The 16,629-nt window shown below is 53.1% G+C and carries 13 protein-coding genes; 4 read left to right on the forward strand and 9 right to left on the reverse strand.

The features are described 5' to 3' along the window. Nucleotides 1–40: 40 nt before the first annotated feature. The 7 genes from tldD to EDI29_RS01525 all read right to left on the reverse strand — a co-directional run bounded on the left by tldD (nt 41) and on the right by EDI29_RS01525 (nt 6,795). Complete coding sequence (gene tldD, locus EDI29_RS01495; protein WP_137739432.1) at nt 41–1,486, reverse strand: metalloprotease TldD; 1,446 nt, start codon at nt 1,484–1,486, stop codon at nt 41–43. Between the two features lie 34 nt (nt 1,487–1,520). Next, nucleotides 1,521–2,885, reverse strand: a complete 1,365-nt coding sequence (locus EDI29_RS01500; RefSeq protein ID WP_137739433.1) for a metallopeptidase TldD-related protein — start codon at nt 2,883–2,885, stop codon at nt 1,521–1,523. Nucleotides 2,886–3,046: 161 nt separating this feature from the next. Continuing rightward, nucleotides 3,047–3,469 (reverse strand): ExbD/TolR family protein, encoded by a 423-nt coding sequence (locus EDI29_RS01505; RefSeq protein ID WP_137739434.1) that lies wholly within the window; start codon nt 3,467–3,469, stop codon nt 3,047–3,049. 14 nt (nt 3,470–3,483) lie between these two features. Beyond that, on the reverse strand, nt 3,484–4,224 hold the full coding sequence (locus EDI29_RS01510) for a MotA/TolQ/ExbB proton channel family protein (protein WP_137739435.1): 741 nt from the start codon (nt 4,222–4,224) through the stop codon (nt 3,484–3,486). 78 nt (nt 4,225–4,302) lie between these two features. Further along, a complete protein-coding gene (locus EDI29_RS01515) occupies nt 4,303–5,178 on the reverse strand; it encodes an energy transducer TonB (protein ID WP_137739436.1) in 876 nt (291 codons plus the stop codon). A 117-nt stretch (nt 5,179–5,295) separates the two neighbouring features. Next, nucleotides 5,296–6,264 carry a FecR family protein gene (locus EDI29_RS01520; protein WP_241664875.1) on the reverse strand — a complete coding sequence of 323 codons (969 nt, stop codon included), beginning with the start codon at nt 6,262–6,264 and terminating at the stop codon, nt 5,296–5,298. A 9-nt stretch (nt 6,265–6,273) separates the two neighbouring features. Beyond that, entirely contained in the window at nt 6,274–6,795 is a 522-nt protein-coding gene (locus tag EDI29_RS01525; RefSeq protein WP_137739437.1) for a sigma-70 family RNA polymerase sigma factor, read from the reverse strand. A gap of 480 nt (nt 6,796–7,275) precedes the next feature. Here EDI29_RS01525 and EDI29_RS01530 point away from each other — a divergent pair, with 480 nt between their 5' ends. Next, nucleotides 7,276–9,654 (forward strand): TonB-dependent siderophore receptor, encoded by a 2,379-nt coding sequence (locus EDI29_RS01530; RefSeq protein ID WP_137739438.1) that lies wholly within the window; start codon nt 7,276–7,278, stop codon nt 9,652–9,654. 61 nt (nt 9,655–9,715) lie between these two features. After that, nucleotides 9,716–11,506 carry an ABC transporter ATP-binding protein/permease gene (locus EDI29_RS01535; protein ID WP_137739439.1) on the forward strand — a complete coding sequence of 597 codons (1,791 nt, stop codon included), beginning with the start codon at nt 9,716–9,718 and terminating at the stop codon, nt 11,504–11,506. 105 nt (nt 11,507–11,611) lie between these two features. Here the strand turns inward: EDI29_RS01535 and EDI29_RS01540 are convergent, their stop codons facing one another. Both EDI29_RS01540 and EDI29_RS01545 read right to left on the reverse strand, forming a co-directional pair. Beyond that, nucleotides 11,612–11,983, reverse strand: a complete 372-nt coding sequence (locus EDI29_RS01540) for a hypothetical protein (RefSeq protein WP_137739440.1) — start codon at nt 11,981–11,983, stop codon at nt 11,612–11,614. 163 nt (nt 11,984–12,146) lie between these two features. Continuing rightward, nucleotides 12,147–15,071: an autotransporter domain-containing protein gene (locus EDI29_RS01545; RefSeq protein ID WP_395303213.1), complete on the reverse strand. Its 2,925-nt coding sequence runs from the start codon at nt 15,069–15,071 to the stop codon at nt 12,147–12,149. A 308-nt stretch (nt 15,072–15,379) separates the two neighbouring features. Here EDI29_RS01545 and EDI29_RS01550 point away from each other — a divergent pair, with 308 nt between their 5' ends. Beyond that, complete coding sequence (locus tag EDI29_RS01550; RefSeq protein ID WP_137739553.1) at nt 15,380–15,607, forward strand: DUF1272 domain-containing protein; 228 nt, start codon at nt 15,380–15,382, stop codon at nt 15,605–15,607. A gap of 162 nt (nt 15,608–15,769) precedes the next feature. Next, on the forward strand, nt 15,770–16,387 hold the full coding sequence (ypfH, locus tag EDI29_RS01555; RefSeq protein ID WP_137739442.1) for an esterase: 618 nt from the start codon (nt 15,770–15,772) through the stop codon (nt 16,385–16,387). Nucleotides 16,388–16,629: the final 242 nt, after the last annotated feature.

Here is a 16,629-nt window from a genome sequence, read left to right on the forward strand (position 1 = left end):
TCCATTAAAAATCTTTAAAAATAAATAGGGTAGGCGGGGTTTACTGCGAACCCCCTACGGTCATGTTGTCGATGCGCAGCGTCGGTTGTCCGACGCTGACGGGCAAGGTTTGTCCTTCTTTACTGCACACGATATTGCCGTCATCCAACGCCAGATCGTTGCCCACCATTGAGACGTGCAGCAGGGCTTCTGGCCCGTGACCAATTAGCGTCGCGCCTTTAACGGGACGGGTCACTTTGCCATTCTCAATCAGGTAGGCTTCGGTGGTAGAAAAGACATACTTGCCGCTGCTGATATCCACCTGCCCGCCACCGAAACCGACGGCATAGAGGCCATTTTTGATAGAGGCAATCACTTCTTCTGCGGGGTACTGTCCCGCCAGCATGTAGGTGTTGGTCATACGTGGCAGCGGCAGTGCAGAGTAGGAGGAACGGCGTGCGTTGCCCGTTAATGCGGTGTTCATCAGTTTGGCGTTGAGGTTGTCCTGTAAATAACCGCGTAGTATGCCGTCTTCAATTAGCGTCGTGCACTGTGATGGCGTGCCTTCATCGTCTACATGCAGTGAGCCCCGGCGGGTGGCGATCGTGCCATCATCAACGACGGTAATTCCCGGTGCGGCAACCCGTTCCCCTAACAAGTTGGAAAAAGCGGAACTGCCTTTGCGGTTAAAGTCGCCTTCTAACCCATGTCCGATGGCTTCATGCAGCAGAATGCCGGGTGAGCCAGCACCGAGTACTACGCTGTACGTCCCTGCTGGTACGGGGCTCGCATCCAGATTATTCAATGCCTGATCGACCGCTCGGTTCACCCAGTGAGTGATGGCTGCTTCATCGAAAAAACCGTAGTCGAGGCGTCTTCCACCGCCGCTGGACCCATTCTCTCTGCGGCCCTGCTGTTCCACGACGACGCTGATGAACAGATTAACCAACGGGCGAACGTCCGTCGCTAGCTTGCCGTCGTGGCGGGCGATGAGAATGGTCTCATGCGAAGCATTCAGGTAGGCCGTTACCTGCGTCACGCGTGGGTCACGTGCGCGCGCCTGACGATCGATCGAAAACAGCAATTGCCGCTTATGCTCTTCGGTCACGGCAAGCAGCGGGTTATTTGACGGATAAAGTGTGGTGGCCCCGTGTGGTAAAGACGCGGGAAGCGCGACGCTAGCCGTTTGCCCCTGTCGGCTGATTTCCCTGACGGTGTTGGCGGCTTGCAGAATGGCCTGTGGGCGCAGATCATTGGTGTAGGAGAATGCCGTTTTCTCACCGCTGACGGCACGAACGCCAACGCCTTGATCGCGGCTGAATCCTGTCGGGCGCACGATACCATTTTCGAGCTGCCAGCCTTCCTGCTGGCGACGCTGAAAATAGAGATCGGCATAGTCCACCTGACGCTGCATGATGTGGTTCAGCGCGTGCGTTATCTCCGCCGTTTCCAGCGAAAATGCCGACAGCGCAGGCGAAACTCCCGCTCTGGAAGCGTGTATTGCCATGATGATGATCCTGTTTCTGTGACGCGATGTGGGATTACTGCCCGGCGATCTGCATCTCTTCAATCAATAGGGAACCGCAGGAGAGGTTGCCCTGCGTGTGGATATCCGCACCGAGAGCGACGCATTGCAGGAGCAGCGTTTTCAGGTTGCCTGCAATGGTGATCTCATCGACCGGATACTGAATTTCGCCGTTTTCGACCCAAAATCCCGCCACGCCCTGTGAATAGTCGCCCGTCATCGGATTTAGCCCGTGCCCCAGCAACGTGGTGACCAGTAGACCTGTCTGCATAGTGCGCAGTAGCGTCGGCAGATCGTCGCCGGGATGCGTCAAACTGCTGCTAAGCGACAGGTTATACGCTCCGCCAGCATGGCCGGTAGGGGAGAGCCCCAGCCGTTTGGCGCTGTAGTTTGATAGAAAATAGCCTTGTGCGACGCCGTTGAGAATGGCGTGGCGAGCGGAGGCTGCGACGCCTTCGGTATCAAAACAGGCGCTGGCCAGCGCCCCTGGAATAAACGGGTTCTCATGCAGGCTGAGATGCGGTGATGTGATGGTGTCTCCCTGACACCGGCCTAAGAATGACGTAGTGTGGTAGAGTGACTGACCGCTGAGCGCATTGACCAGATGATGAATCAGGCTGTGCGCGACGGGCGCTTCAAACAACACAGGGCAGCGTCGGGTAGAGAGTTTACGTGCCTTTAACTGTGCGATGGCTCGTTGTGCGGCGGTGTGCCCGACCGTTTCCGGCGTTGCCAGGAATGCTGGCGATCGTCCCGTGGTGTGCCAGAATCCTTTCTGACGTGCCGTGTCGTCACGGGCGATGGCCTGACTCCACAGCGTGTGCAGCGAGGTGGGGTAGCCCGCGCAAAAACCCGCAGAGTTTGCCAGGATAAAGTCCCCCTGCTGTGAGGTAATCTCCGTACTCTCGTTATAGCTGTGTTCGTGTGCGGTATTGGCGGCCTGCTCGGCACGCAATGCCAGTGACAGCGCTTGCTCGACTGTTAGCGTGTCGTCGTGGTGCAGTTTAAGATCGTAAATGTCTCGGGCGAAATACTGGGCTTCTGGCAGGCCGCTACACGCATCTTCATCCGCATATTTAGCCAGCGTACTGGCGGCATCAACGGCGTCCTGCAAGGCTTCCTGACTAAACAAGGTGGATGACACGGTGCCTGAACGCTGACCAAAGTAAACCGTAACGGACAGAAACTGGCTCTGATTTTGCGTCAGCGTATCCATATCACCCTTTCTGACGCGGATCGTGCGGCGGTTTCCCTGAGAAACGTTGACGACTGCCTGACTTGCGCCTTTTGCGGCAGCGAGGTCCAGCACGTTTCCGGCCAGCGATTGGAGCGTGCCAGATTGCGGCGTAGCAAGAACGGGAGATTCATCAAGAGAAGGCATATTGGGTATCCATGCGTAGCAGTGTTCTACTCATGATGTGCAACGAAGACAGAAAAGCGTCAGCGCGAGGCGAGACTTTTTTACGAGATGCTAAGAGGCAAGGGGGGATGTGGTCCGCAGAAGCTGACGGCAGGCCGTTAGCCTCTGCGGGGAAGGAAAAATCAGGGGGCTTTGACCGGTTGCAGGACGAAATCTATTTTGCTCAGGCCGCGCTGCTGAGCACTGGTCATGACATAGGCGACTCGACCATACTCGACGGCCTGATCGGCAAACAGTCGTATATTCGGATGAGTGCCTTCGGCTGAGGCGGCATCGAGTTTGGCGAGCAGTTGCGCATCATCAACCGCTTCTTTATTCCAGTTAATCTGCCCTGTTGCGGTAATCGCGATATCCACGGCTTGCGGATCTTTCGTGATTTTCTCAACGCTGGCGCGCGGCAGTTCCACTTTGACGGCGTGGTTAATGACCGGCAGGGTAATCATAAATACGATCAGCAGCACCAGCATGACATCAATAAACGGCGTCATGTTGATATCGTTGAGCAGGGCGTCGTCCTGACTTTCAAACGGGGATGACATACTCATTGCAGTGTTCCTCTTCAGGCTGAGCGCTCAACGGGATGAGATGATTCATGCGGGATCGCCGTGTTCAGATCGGTGAGGCTGGTTTCGACACGTGCGCCAGTCAGCAGATAAGCGTGAAGGTCGTGGGCAAAGCGGTTCATGGCATGCAGAACGACGCGGTTACGGCGGTTGATCGCATTAAACCCTAATACGGCGGGGATTGCGACGAACAGGCCGAACGCCGTCATGATCAGTGCTTCGCCGACGGGGCCGGCAACCTGTGCCAGATCGGGCTGGCCGATGGTGCTGATGGTTTGCAGCGCGTGGAAAATACCCCAGACGGTGCCTAGTAGGCCGATAAACGGCGCAGTGCTGCCGATAGACGCCAAGGTTCCCAGGCCGGATTGCAGTTTTCCTGCGTTGGTGTCCAGCGTGTTGCTCAGGCCGCGTACCAGCCAGTCGCTGAGATCGACGTTTCCACCCAGCGTGGAGGAGAATTTATGCGGGTGTTTCAGCAGCGCGTGGCCTTCAACCACCAAATCACGGAACGGATTAAAGTGTTGTTTACCAAACTGGCCGAGACTTTCTTGCAGGTTTGTGGCCTGCCAAAAAGCGTGTCGGCTGTGTTGAACGCTCTTGTTCAGTGTCAATAGCTGCCGCGCTTTCACCAGAATGACGGTCCATGACAGTAGCGACATGATCAGCAAAATAATCGCTACCGAGTGGGTAACTGCATCGCCCTGCTGCCAAAAATGTTGAATATCTAACGTGTTCATGTGTGACCTCTTGTGCAATAGACTGATTCGGGGCGTCAGTGAAACGGCGTGTGATGCCATTTCGACGCGAGTTGTGTGTTAACGAGCCAATCGGAAGTTGACGGGCTGAACGGTCATGACGGTGATTGCCTGTCCGTTTTCGCGATAAGGCGTACAACGTGCTTGCGCGACGGCATCCATAGCCGCCTGATCTAACGCCTCAACCCCGCTGCTGCGAGCAATATCGTGCCGAATTAAGCGGCCTTCCGGGCTGATGACCAGACGTACTAGCACGTCGCCCTCCTGCTGGAGACGTTTAGCACGGCGGGGGTAATCCGGCTGTGGCACGATGCAGCCAACGGACGCCACCTGTTTGGGCTGCGCACCGGGTGTGTTCTGCATCATATTGCCTTTGCTGGCGCTGGTGAGCGCCCCTGCTGTGGCATCAGGTACAGCTGGCACGCTTTCTGGGGCTGGGGGCGCGGCAGGCTGACGCTCGGCCGTCGTTTTTGGCCGGACGGGCTGCGGTTTAACCACCGGTTTTACGGGCGGTTTCGGGACGTCTTTCTTGACCGGTGGTGGCGGTGTTTCTTGCTGTTCAACAATCGTTTTTTCCACGACAGGCGCAATTTCACGTTCGCCTTGTTCCGATGTGAGTACCGGCGGTTCCGGTGACAGTACGGGAACCGGCTCGGGTTCTGGGGCTTCAACCATCGAGGCCTGAATACTCACGCTGGCAGCCGGATTAAGCAGGTTGATCGGCTTATATTCGGTGGTGCGAGTGATGATCCATGCTGCAACGCCAGCATGGATCAACGCCACCGCCAGAAAGCTGATGGCGATCCTGCTGGTTTCTCTCTGAGTAGATGCCCCGACGCTTAGTGATGACAGCGTGGTGACGTTTTCATACCGTGCTGCGGGAGTCGCCTCAGCGCGCGCGTTTAACGATAGGTGTTGCACGGATGCCTGTTGCACGTTTTCCCCTACTGCTCTTAGCTTACTGTGTTGGCGACATTAGCCGACCAATCGTCATACTCTTTATTAATGATGTGCAACGAGGCAGAAAAAGTGTCACCACATAGCGTGAATTTTTTACCCGTGCCTGATAGCACGGATGTGAATCCAGTAATCTGTGGTGTGCACGATAGCGATAGGCATGGTTTGCGCGAGCGAATCCAGCGTGTAGTTAATATCATTGAGGGGGAAATTTCCGCTGACGCGTAAATCAGCGATGGCAGGATCGAGCCTGATGACGCCTGGCGTGTAGTCACGTAGCGAATTAATCACGGAAGCGAGTGAACGATCGCGGACTTCCAGTCGACCTTTCAGCCACGCTATTTCTGATTCTGGCGTAATAGCGACCTGATAGAGCGTCGCGTCATCGAACCATACGCCCTGACCCGCATTAAGGCGCAGACTTTGCCCGGCTCGGTTGGTAATTTTGGCGATGTTATCCAGTACGCCGACGTGGATGCCGCCGCTTTCATAGCGCACGTTCACATTGGCCTGGAGGGCGACAATATCACCCATTTGGGTCGCGATAACGAAGGGTCGTTGGGTATCGGGTTTGATTTCCGCGAAAATGCCACCGGTGTGCAGGGCGACCTGACGTGCATGGCTCTCGGGTTGTACATTAACGTCGACGGCGGTACGCGCATTGAGCGTGAGCGTGCTGCCATCGCTGAGTGGCACTTGCTGGCGCTGTGCTGTCGCGGTTTTCACATCAGACAGTAGCGGCGATAGCGGGTAGTGCTGATTGAGCAATAGACTGCTCAACGAGGCGATAGCCACCATACCTAATCCGTATTGCAACACTTTTCGCCGACCTGACGGCGCTAACAACGCCTGACGAATCGGGTCGTTGGGTAACGCGGCGAGAAGCGGCTGAAATTGTCCCAGCGTTTTCTCAATGCGCTGGCAGGCACGCTCATGCAGAACGTTTTCACCTCGCCAATGGCGGTAATCGTCATAGTCGGTCTGCGTTGCTTCACCGGAACGCAGCAGTACCATCCATTCAATTGCCTGTTCGGCAATCGGGTCATCCATGTGTCTTCTGGCCATGCGGTTCACCTATAAATCACTGCTGTCTTGTGTTGCCAGATAGCAGTTGGTTAGTGCTTTGGCGATATATTTTCTTACCATGCTGACGGAAACATCGAGCTTTTCGGCAATGTCAGCGTAGGTCATACCATCAAGCTGGCTGTACAAAAAAGCCCGCCGTGCATTGGTAGAAAGCCCGTCCAAGGCTTGATCGATAGTCAACAGCGCTTCCATTAATAGCTGTTGGTCTTCCGGCGATGGGTGGTGAAATTCTGGCTTACTCGCCAGCGCCGTGAGATAGGCTTTTTCCAGATCGCGCCGACGCCAGTTTTCGTACAGCACTCGTTTAGCCAGCGTGGTCAGCATCGCGCGTGGCTCCTGCACGCTGGCGAGATCCGGTAGTGACGCTAAACGTAAGAATGCTTCTGAGGCGACGTCTTCTGCTTCACAGCCGTAAGCAATACGGCGGCGTAATCTGTCCGTTAACCAGCGATAATCGCTGCGAAAAATAAGCGACAGTAAGTCGGTTTTTTTAACAGACTCGGTATACATGGAGCATCCTCAGTAACATAAACCATAACCTAAACAGACAATCTTTGAACCGGGATACCCCGAAGCTGCTAATACAGGGAAAATCGTTATTCCCGAATAAGAGCATTCTGTATTGCGTTTTTAAGACAAAAAACGGAAGAGTCAAACAACGATTTTCTTATATGTTTATTTAAAATTGTTATGTTGCTGAGAGATTTGTAAAAAAAATCAGTTGGGGGGTAATACGAAAGAGCATGGTGAAGTAAACAAATCGGGGCTCCAGATAGACTCTCCCTTGCCTGCGGGCCAGCCTGAATGACGACGAACCGGTTTATTTGGGGAGAAAAATGAGCCGGCGTCTTTTTAATCAGGTCGATTATTGCCAGATGAAATTTACTTCATAAAAAAAAATGATTATTGCTGTCACTTTTTCATCGTCATTGCACAAATCATACGGAAACCAATAAAAACTGATTTTTTGAAGCAATTGACGAGGGAAATATGAAAAAACGAGATGGTATCTCTCCCGCTCTGGGGCTGGGTTTTAAGCAACGCCTGCTTCTTACCAAAATATTGACGATCAATACCGCTTTATTCGTCGGTGCGACAACCATACCGATTGCTGTCTACGCAGCGGGTGAAAACGACACGATTGCCTTTTCTATTCCGGCTGGTGACCTGCAAAAAGGGTTACTGGCAATTGCCAACCAAAGTCAGCAGACCCTCTCATTTAATCCTGCGCTGGTGGCGAATTATCAAAGCGCCGCGCTGAATGGCAACTACTCCACGCGTCAGGCCATTTTGCGTTTATTACAAGGAACGCCGTTGTTATTAACGACCACCGATAACGGTACGCTGACCATTATTTCTTCCCGTGCCAACGATGCGGAAGTGGCGCAGGCCAGTGATAACGCGTTGCCTGCGATTACTGTCAACGCAGGTAGCGAAGATGAAACGGTATTGAACCCTGGCACCTCGTCTTCAGCCTTGCGCACTAGCACCTCGTTACAGCAAACGGCGCAGTCGGTGCAGGTCATCAGTAATAAATTGATTACTGAACGTCAGGCGACCTCTCTGGAGGATGTGCTGAAAAACTCAGGCAGCGTGGTGACGGTAAAATCGAACCGTGGCGATCCCACCTACTGGATTCGTGGTTATGCCGTTACCTCCGGCGCAACCGATGGGCTGTCAGGCTCCAGCAATGCGGGGATTGGGCGCGGGACTGAGATCGAAGGGGTTGAGCGTGTTGAAGTGCTGAAAGGGCCACAGTCGGTTCTGGCCGGGAGCAGCTCTGCGGCGGGGACGATCAACGTGGTGCGGAAAAAGCCAGTGACGGAGCCGCTACGTCGGGTGAAAGTTGAAACGGCAAGCTACGGTGAAATCAAAACTGCCGTTGATGTCGGTGATGCGATTACGGATGACAAATCCTGGAGCTATCGTCTCAATGTATCGAGCATGAAATCACGCAATTCCTTCCCCGATTTTAACGGTAACCACAGTGATTATTTAGCACCCGCATTGACCTGGAAAAATGACAACACCACGCTGACGTTTGGGGCGGAAACCAGCCAAAGTCGACGTTCTGGCCCGGCTGGCACGATTTATCTAAACGGCGGTATTCAGCAATTACCCAAATATCGTTTGGGCGATAAAGACGATCACAATAAAGCAAAAACGACGAATGCGTACTATGAATTGCAACACAAATTAGTGGATGACTGGTCATTCAATAGTAAAGCGGGCTTCCAAAGCACCTCGTCACAGATGAAGATGAATGAAACGCTGGATATCATGCCTAACGGCGATAAGATCAGCCATCCGTTAGCCTATAAATCCACCAATCAGACGTTTAGCCTACAAAATGATATCCGGGGGAAAATCGAGACCGGGCCTGTCACACAGACCTTGTTGTTCGGCCATGACTATAAGCACGAGCGCTTTGCCAGCTACGATAATGATTTTATTCTGTTAACTGATGGCAATATCTTTAACTCAGACTCTCTGAACTATCCAGGTATCGGCGAACCAAGTTTTCGGTCTTACACTACGAAATTAATCCAGAGCGGTTTCCTGTTTCAGGATCAGATCGATGTGTTTGAACGCCTGCATTTCCAGCTCTCGGTTAAACGCTCAACGTGGAATAACGCGTATCTGGTCGGCACAATTCCATCGACCTACACCGCCAGTAAATGGATTCCTAACTATGGTGTCAGTTTTGATATCACGCCAGATGTGACGATTTACGCCAATTTACTGAACAGTTTTAGCGGGAATGCAGCCATTACGCGCTCAGGAGTCCAACTTCCACCGACCACCGGGCAATCGAAGGAAGCGGGGCTGAAATTTAGCCTGCTGGACGATGAGCTGACGCTGACGACGGCGGTATTCAATATTGAACAAAATAACCTGAGGGTAACGGACAGTAACGGCTTTCCTATCGCCTCCACGGGGAGAAAGAGCGAAGGTTTTGATATCGATTTGAATGGCTCACTCTTGCCGGGATGGGATGTCTCAGCCAGCTACACCTACTCCACCAGTAAAGATCCGGATAACGTGGGGATTCGGACCAACACGCCGCGCCATACCGGTAATATTTGGACCTCCTATGAGGTCCAATCTGGGCGTTATCAGGGCTTTGGTGCGTCTGCCGGTATTAGCGGAACGTCAAAAACTGAAAATGGAGATAGAAGACAATACTTCTCGATCGGCAGCCAGGCTTCAACCGATGTCACCGTCTTTTATCGCCAGCCAATCTGGTCAGTCACTTTTGGTGCCAATAACGTCTTCGATCGCGATATCTACTACACCAGCACGACGCCGTTGTATATCGGTATGAAAGAGGGGCGGACATGGCGTCTCACCGGAACGTACTCGTTCTGATAACCCGTCTAACGGATGGCCAGTGTGGCCATCCAGACGAATCAGCAGGTAGGCACGGCGCATGAGTGTGAGAGAGATGAGTACGACAAGACCGGGCATCGCCCAGATTCTGGTGCCCTATTGGCTGACGTCAGAGAAGTATCTGGCGCTGCTGATTCTTGCCATGATTATTAGCATCAATCTGGGGACAGCCTACATTAGCGTGGAGGCAAACCGTGTCGCCGGAAAATTTACTGATGCGCTGATTGGGGTGGATTGGGAGCAAATAAAACCGTTATTTATCTTCAGCTTTATACTTGGCTTAGGGGCCATGATGCTGAAATGGGTAAACGTACTGGGCCAAGGCTATCTGGCATTGCGCTGGCGCACCTGGATGACGCTCCACTATATCCGACGCTGGACGAGTACATCGGCTTATTACCAAATAGAAAGGGAAGGGGTACTGCCGAATATCGATCAGCGCATTGCCGATGACGTGAATGAGCTAGTGTCAGCCTCGCTGAATTTTTTTCTCAATATTCTCTCGGTTGTCATCAGTACCGTTACCTACACCGCGCTATTGTGGTCGGTGTCTGGCGTATTACGCTTCTCATTTATGGGCAGCGACTGGGCGATACCGGGCTATATGGTCTATGCCCTTTATATCGAATATGTCCTTCAGGTTGCCCTTTCGCACTGGCTTGGTAAGGCATTGATTAAGCTGAATATGAATCAGCAGAATGCGGAAGGCGATTTCCGCTTTTTGGGCGTTCAACTGCGTGAAAATGCAGAGCAGATTGCCTTTTATCAAGGCGGTAATCGGGAAGGGGATCGGCTCGCGCAGCGGTTTGCCCGCGTGCGTGATAATGCGCTGTCTGTGCTGCTGCGCGGCTTCAAAGTGTCGTTTGGGCAGAGCCTGTTTAGCCATTTCCTCTCTCCGTTACCGACGCTGCTAGCATTGCCACAATTGTTACGCGGCGAGATCACCTTTGGCGATTTGACACGGATTCAGATGGCTTACGGTTCTCTGGGCTCGGTGCTAAGTTATTTTATGCAAGCCTATCAGTCCTTTACACGTTGGCTGGCGTTGGCGAAGCGTTTGCAAGATATGGAATTCGCGCTGAACAAAAGTGTGCAGTCGCCATCCCCTATCCGTGTGACGGCGCTGGATGTGCCGGGGTTCTCCTGCCGGGCGCTGAATCTGTTAACGCCGGATGGGCGCGCGCTGACGGCGCTAGACGACTGGCAGATCTTACCGGGTGAACGTTGGATGGTGAACGGCGTATCCGGTGTGGGCAAGAGCACGCTGCTGCGTGCCTGTGCCGGGCTATGGCAGCACGGTACGGGGGAGATTGTGCGTCCTCGCAGCGGCCATTATCTCTTTTTACCGCAAAAAAGTTATCTCCCGACAGGGACGCTGAAAGCGGCATTATGCTACCCCGGCAACGTGCGAGATTTTACCGACGAGCAGTGCCGCCAGGCGCTGGTGGACAGTGAATTACCGGATATGGTCACGCAGTTAGAGAATGAAGATCGCTGGCAGCAGCGGCTATCCGGCGGTGAACAGCAGCGAATGGCGATAGCCCGCACGTTGCTGCATCGGCCCGACTTTATTTTTCTGGATGAAGCGACCAGTGCGCTCGATCCAGAAACCGAGCAGCGGGTTTATCGGGCGCTGGTGACGAGCTTACCTGACAGCGCCATTATCAGCGTGGCGCACCGGGAAACGTTGGCGACTTTCCATACTCATCATCTGCATCTGACACCGCCAACTGGAGGGCGTCACGAGCATGACAGGGAAGGTCAGACTGGCAATGAAGCGTCGTTTCATCAAGCTTCGGATAGCGAGTTTAACGATCGCGGTTTTGCCTGACGTCGTGAATGATGTTTTCTGAAACTCGTGGTGTGGGTTGCTCAGTTCCTGTGATGTGTTAAATCATCACAGGAATGCTCGATCGGTTCGTCGAGCATAGACAGGTTATTGCGTCTCTAAGAGCCGGAAAATCAGAGGCGCTTTTCCCTGTTTGTCTGGGTAATCGGCAATTAACGTGAGTTCGGTCTTTTTCTTTCCAGACCAGAGCTGGCACTCGATTCTTATTTGCTGCGGGATGGTATCCATCGCATAACAGTAGAGAGGAATTCTTCCTGTTTTATCGGGTGTGAAAGCAACGTCGTAAGACGGAACCGTCAGCTCAGCCATGTTTTCCCCCGCGCTATCCAACTCCTCAATAATCTCTTCGTAAATAGCAGGGCTTACGCCAAAATTCACCAGAGTAGCCGGATCGCCATGTTGGATGCCGCGCAACAGCTCACTCACGAGCCGATAGATTTCATTTTTGTCCTGTGTCATTTCTTTATTTCTTTATGGTGCAGAATCGTGGTGGCTGATGTTGTAGGAACAACGAGATTTGAAAATAGTGACGGTATTTTCCCAAGAATATAGCGCGTTTTTTAAGTGAGAAGGGAGAGATCGCGTTGACGCCGACGGATGATACCGTCGGCGTCATGGACTATCAGAAGGACACGTCGACGCCGCCGCGCAGCACCTCTTCGTTACCCCGGTCAGCAAAGTGTTTGTCAGCACGCAGGAAGAAACGGGCATCGGCCGCTTTACCCACGTCCAGCCTCACGCCTGCCCACTGGGAGTCTTTGTCCAGTCGGATACCGGGAATATCCAGGCGTTCTCCTTCGCGACCCAAACCGCTCCAGCGTGCCGTCACATCCAGCGATGGATTGGTAAACGCATGTTGGTACTCACCGTTAATGCCGATGCTGCTCCACCATCCCTGATTCCATTGCAGCAGGGCGCGCAGGTTAAGCCCTGTCAGACCGACGGTACGGGAATAATCGTTGCCTTCCCCCGTCAGACCGAATGCGCTGCCGGTATCCGTAAAACCGCCGGTGGACAGGTAGCTGTATTTGAGTCCTGCATAGGGCTGTACGCTAAAGATATCGTTGAGCGCCCATTCGTAACCGGTTTTGAGCAGGCTCTGCCAGCTATCGCTTGAGGTACTGCTGGAAACGGCTTCGACATTATTCAGTAGGATCGAACGGTTCAGCTTATCGCGGCCGTGCTGATAGCTCAGGTTGCCCTGAACATACCATTCTGGCGTGAGGTTATAACGTGCGTAGGTCATCACCCCGTGCAGCTCATTCTCGCTGCTGCCGCCGCTGCCGGCGTAATCAGCTTTGATTTGGCTGTTGGTATAGGCAATCCCGGCGCGTAATCCCGGCGTGTTGAAGTCGGTGTCCGTACCGATGGCCGTCAGGGTGATATCATAATGGCTGCCCAGATAGCCGGACTGTTTCAGGTCGCCGCGCAGCTTACCGGTTTCAATCCACAGCCCGTAGTTTTTCCCGTCTCCTAACAGATCCAGTCGGTTGTTCAGGAGTTGGTTCTGATAATCCAGGCTGTTAAACAGAATCGCGTTGCTGGAGGCGTGTGCTTGACCAGACAATGAGTCCAGTGCAACGGCTGCGGCACTCGCGCTGCCTAACTGCTGGAAGGCGGCAGCTTTCGCCAGTAAACCGGATTGCTGCTCATTGGTTGAGGACAACGCTGACCAGCGGTCGGCAACCTGTAGCGCCGATTCGATATTGGCAGCGGTCTGCAACTGTGCCGCGCTTTGTAAGCCGCTGCTGGTGACTGCATCTACGGTATTCAAGCGGCTGAATGCGCCGGTCACGTCGTTGCTGCCGTAAGTCAGATTGCCCGTCAGGAATAGCCCAAGATCGGTGGTGCGAAACGTACCGCTGATCCCCTGATTGCTGTGCAGCAGGGTTTCCTGCGTTTGGACGATGTAGGTATTGCTGGGCAAGCCAACGCGCAATGTGCCATCCAGCGCCGCGCTGCCTTCAACGGTGAACGGATTGGCGAGCGTTACGCTCAGCAGGCCGTTGTTGCCTTGGGTATAATTGCCTGCGACGGTCAGCCCACCTTCTGCGGTGGTGGCAACGGTGCCTGTGTTACTCACATTACCGCCAATGCGTCCTCTCCCTGCCAGTGTGCCGGAGCCGGATACCGCCGCGTTACCGGCGATCGCGCCATCAACGTATAGGCTGTTGGCGGTGATTTGCGTATCGCCTCTATAGGTATTGTTGCCAGTCAGACGCAGAATACCGCCGGCATTGCTGGCACCATTAACGATCAGGCCGTAGTCGCCGCTGATGTCGTTAGCGAACGTGTAGTCGCCTGCGGTTAAACGGGCGGTGAAATTATCGGCATAAAACATCGCCGGGCCTTTTATCGCGTTATCGACGTTGAGATCGCCCCAGCCGAAGGTGTCGTTATAAGGGCGACCGTTCGCCGTGTCCGCGTGCTGGATGACTGCACGATGGAAAATTAAGTTGCCGTTCTCATCTCTTATTAAGTTGCCGTTTTCATCTCTCTGGTAGCCTGAATTATCTGGGTCGTATTGGGTATACGCATCGGTGTGGTAGGTGGCAGTCGTGAGTAAGGTTTGTTGCAGGTTGTATCCAGTCATCCACGGGTAAGTCGCCAGCACCCGTGAGGCACCGCCAGCGACGCGCGGTGCGGCGAACGATGTGCCTTCACTGCGATACAGGGTAGTGTTTTCTTCTGCGGGATAATCAACATAGCCCGGTGCGCTCATGCAGTATGCCGCGACGTTACCGCAGGCATCGAAGCGATAGAGCTCGGCAGGGCGCGTGGTGCCTTCGTTGCCAACCCAGTCGGGAAGATAACCCGTCACGGCTAAAATACCTCTTTGCAGCGAGGCATCGTCAAAAATAATGGGGATCTGGGTATTGGGCGAGGGGGTTGATGTCGCGTTATTCCCCGTGGCAACAATACTCAGTGCTTCGGCGCTAACAATGTTTGCGAGTTGGTTACGGACTAAGAGGTAATTAAAGCTGTTACGGGCATTATTCAGTTCGGTCGTCGTGGTTAATCGCTCATCGCTGGCATAGGACATGTTGATGATCTTCACGCCTGAATCGAGCAGCCAGCTAACCGCAGAGGTGGTGTCTTGATCGTTAAAACGGTTATTGAGCGATGTTTGCGCAATATAAAGCTCACTGTCTGGTGCAATACCCCCAGGGTTGATCCCCGTTGAAAGGCCAGCAACAGCAAGCGCAACCAGAGTACCATGACCGTTAAGACCCTGATTGTCATTCAGTTGTGTGCCACCACCGACAAAAGAAGAAAATTGCACATTGCTATAATTAAACTCTGGGCGTCCAGCCTCCAGACCGGAGTCGATAATACCGACTTTCACCGCCCCGGATGTGGGGTTTGGTTGCGTAGGTGTTGGTGGAGTCGTTGGTGGTGTGGGAGACACCGTATCGGTAGGGGAAATAATATTTACTCCCGTGCCTCCATTCCCCGTACACCCTGCCAGTACGAGTACAGCTAGCCCAATGTGCGCCGCGAGCAGCGAGCGTTGAAATAACGGTTTTCTCGCGCGAGATAAAGTCAATGATCGTTTGTCCTTATGTGCCATAGTCGTTTCTCTGGGAAAAATATAAGAGATAAAAACGCCCTTCCGAGTGACGTAGGGATGAAATAACAGGTGTCATCTAGTGGCGAATAATGGTGTTGGCCGTTTTTCGGGAGTAATAACCTTGGAAAAATGGCTGATTATTTCGCTTTCATTCTCTTTGTGGGATGAGTCATAAAAAGCGTCAGCGTATTGGTGCAGTATTTTTATTGGAATTGGATATGGCAAAAGCAGAGCGTAAGCGGTGTAGACTCAATGCTTCTCTTTTTCTGATTCAGGATAAGCCGATGCTGGAATTACGCCCTAACTGTGAACGCTGCGATTGTGATTTGCCGCCGGATGCCGAAACGTATATCTGCTCCTATGAATGCACGTTCTGTCCTGCCTGTGCGGATGCCGTATTTCATCACGCCTGCCCGAACTGCGGTGGTGAGCTGGTCAAACGGCCTGTGCGTCCGGCACGTTGTCTGGTGAACGATCCAGCCTCAACGATCCGCATCATCAAACCGCACTGACAGGGCGTAGGGTATCCCTCCCTGTCATTGCAAAAAATGGAACATCTCGTTCAGTAATTCCCGATTTCTCCTGTCAGCGTGCGGCGTATAGTGAGAATTAACCGTATTTTATGACGAATGTCGGCAGATGATGCGCTCGGTGCACGACGTCAGGAGAGAAACATGAATCAAGATTATATTGTTGTTCAGCAGCCCTCGGAGGCGAATCGCTTAATCCTGCTGTTTCATGGCGTGGGTGATACCGCGGCTGGTATGGCGCAAATTGGGCGCTATTTTGCTGCTGCATTACCGCAGGCGATGGTGGTCAGTATTGCTGGGCCGTTTAGTACTGGCTATGGCGATGGACGGCAGTGGTTCTCTGTCCAGAGCGTGACGGAAGAGAATCGATTATCCCGTATTGAAGCCAACCTGCCGCGTTTTATTGATACGGTGCGCCACTGGCAGAAGCAAAGCGGCATTAGTGCAGAACACACCGTACTGGTGGGGTTCTCGCAGGGGAGCATTATGTCGCTGGAGGCGTTGAAGTCCGAAGCCTCACTCGCTGGGCACATTATCGCTTTCAGCGGTCGCTTTGCTGTTTTACCGGAGACTGCATTTGCCGATGTCGTGGTACACCTGATTCATGGTGAAGCGGACGGCGTCATTGTGGTTGGGCATGCGCACGCTGCTGCTCATCGCTTTCAGGAACTGGGGACGTCGTTTACGGTGGATAGTATACCCGGCGTTGGGCACGGCATTGATGAACGGATGCTGAAACAGGCATTGGCTTACCTCAAATAAAAATATCTCCCGCTCTACCCGTCATACTTCGAGTTGCCTGTGCGTTGGTTTCTTTTAAATACCCGGTTTTCTATGGACGGATTTTAAAGAACCAACGCTTTACGCCGTTCAACCAATGAATGTTTTACCACGTTATTTGAATGATTGAGGGTTTATTCCATAGGAATAGCTTATTGAGCGTTTTTTACTGTCTCATTCAAATGAGAGGCTATTGTTTTAGGAATGAGATTTTATCCATATTA

Source organism: Pectobacterium polonicum (assembly GCF_005497185.1).
GTDB lineage: Bacteria > Pseudomonadota > Gammaproteobacteria > Enterobacterales > Enterobacteriaceae > Pectobacterium > Pectobacterium polonicum.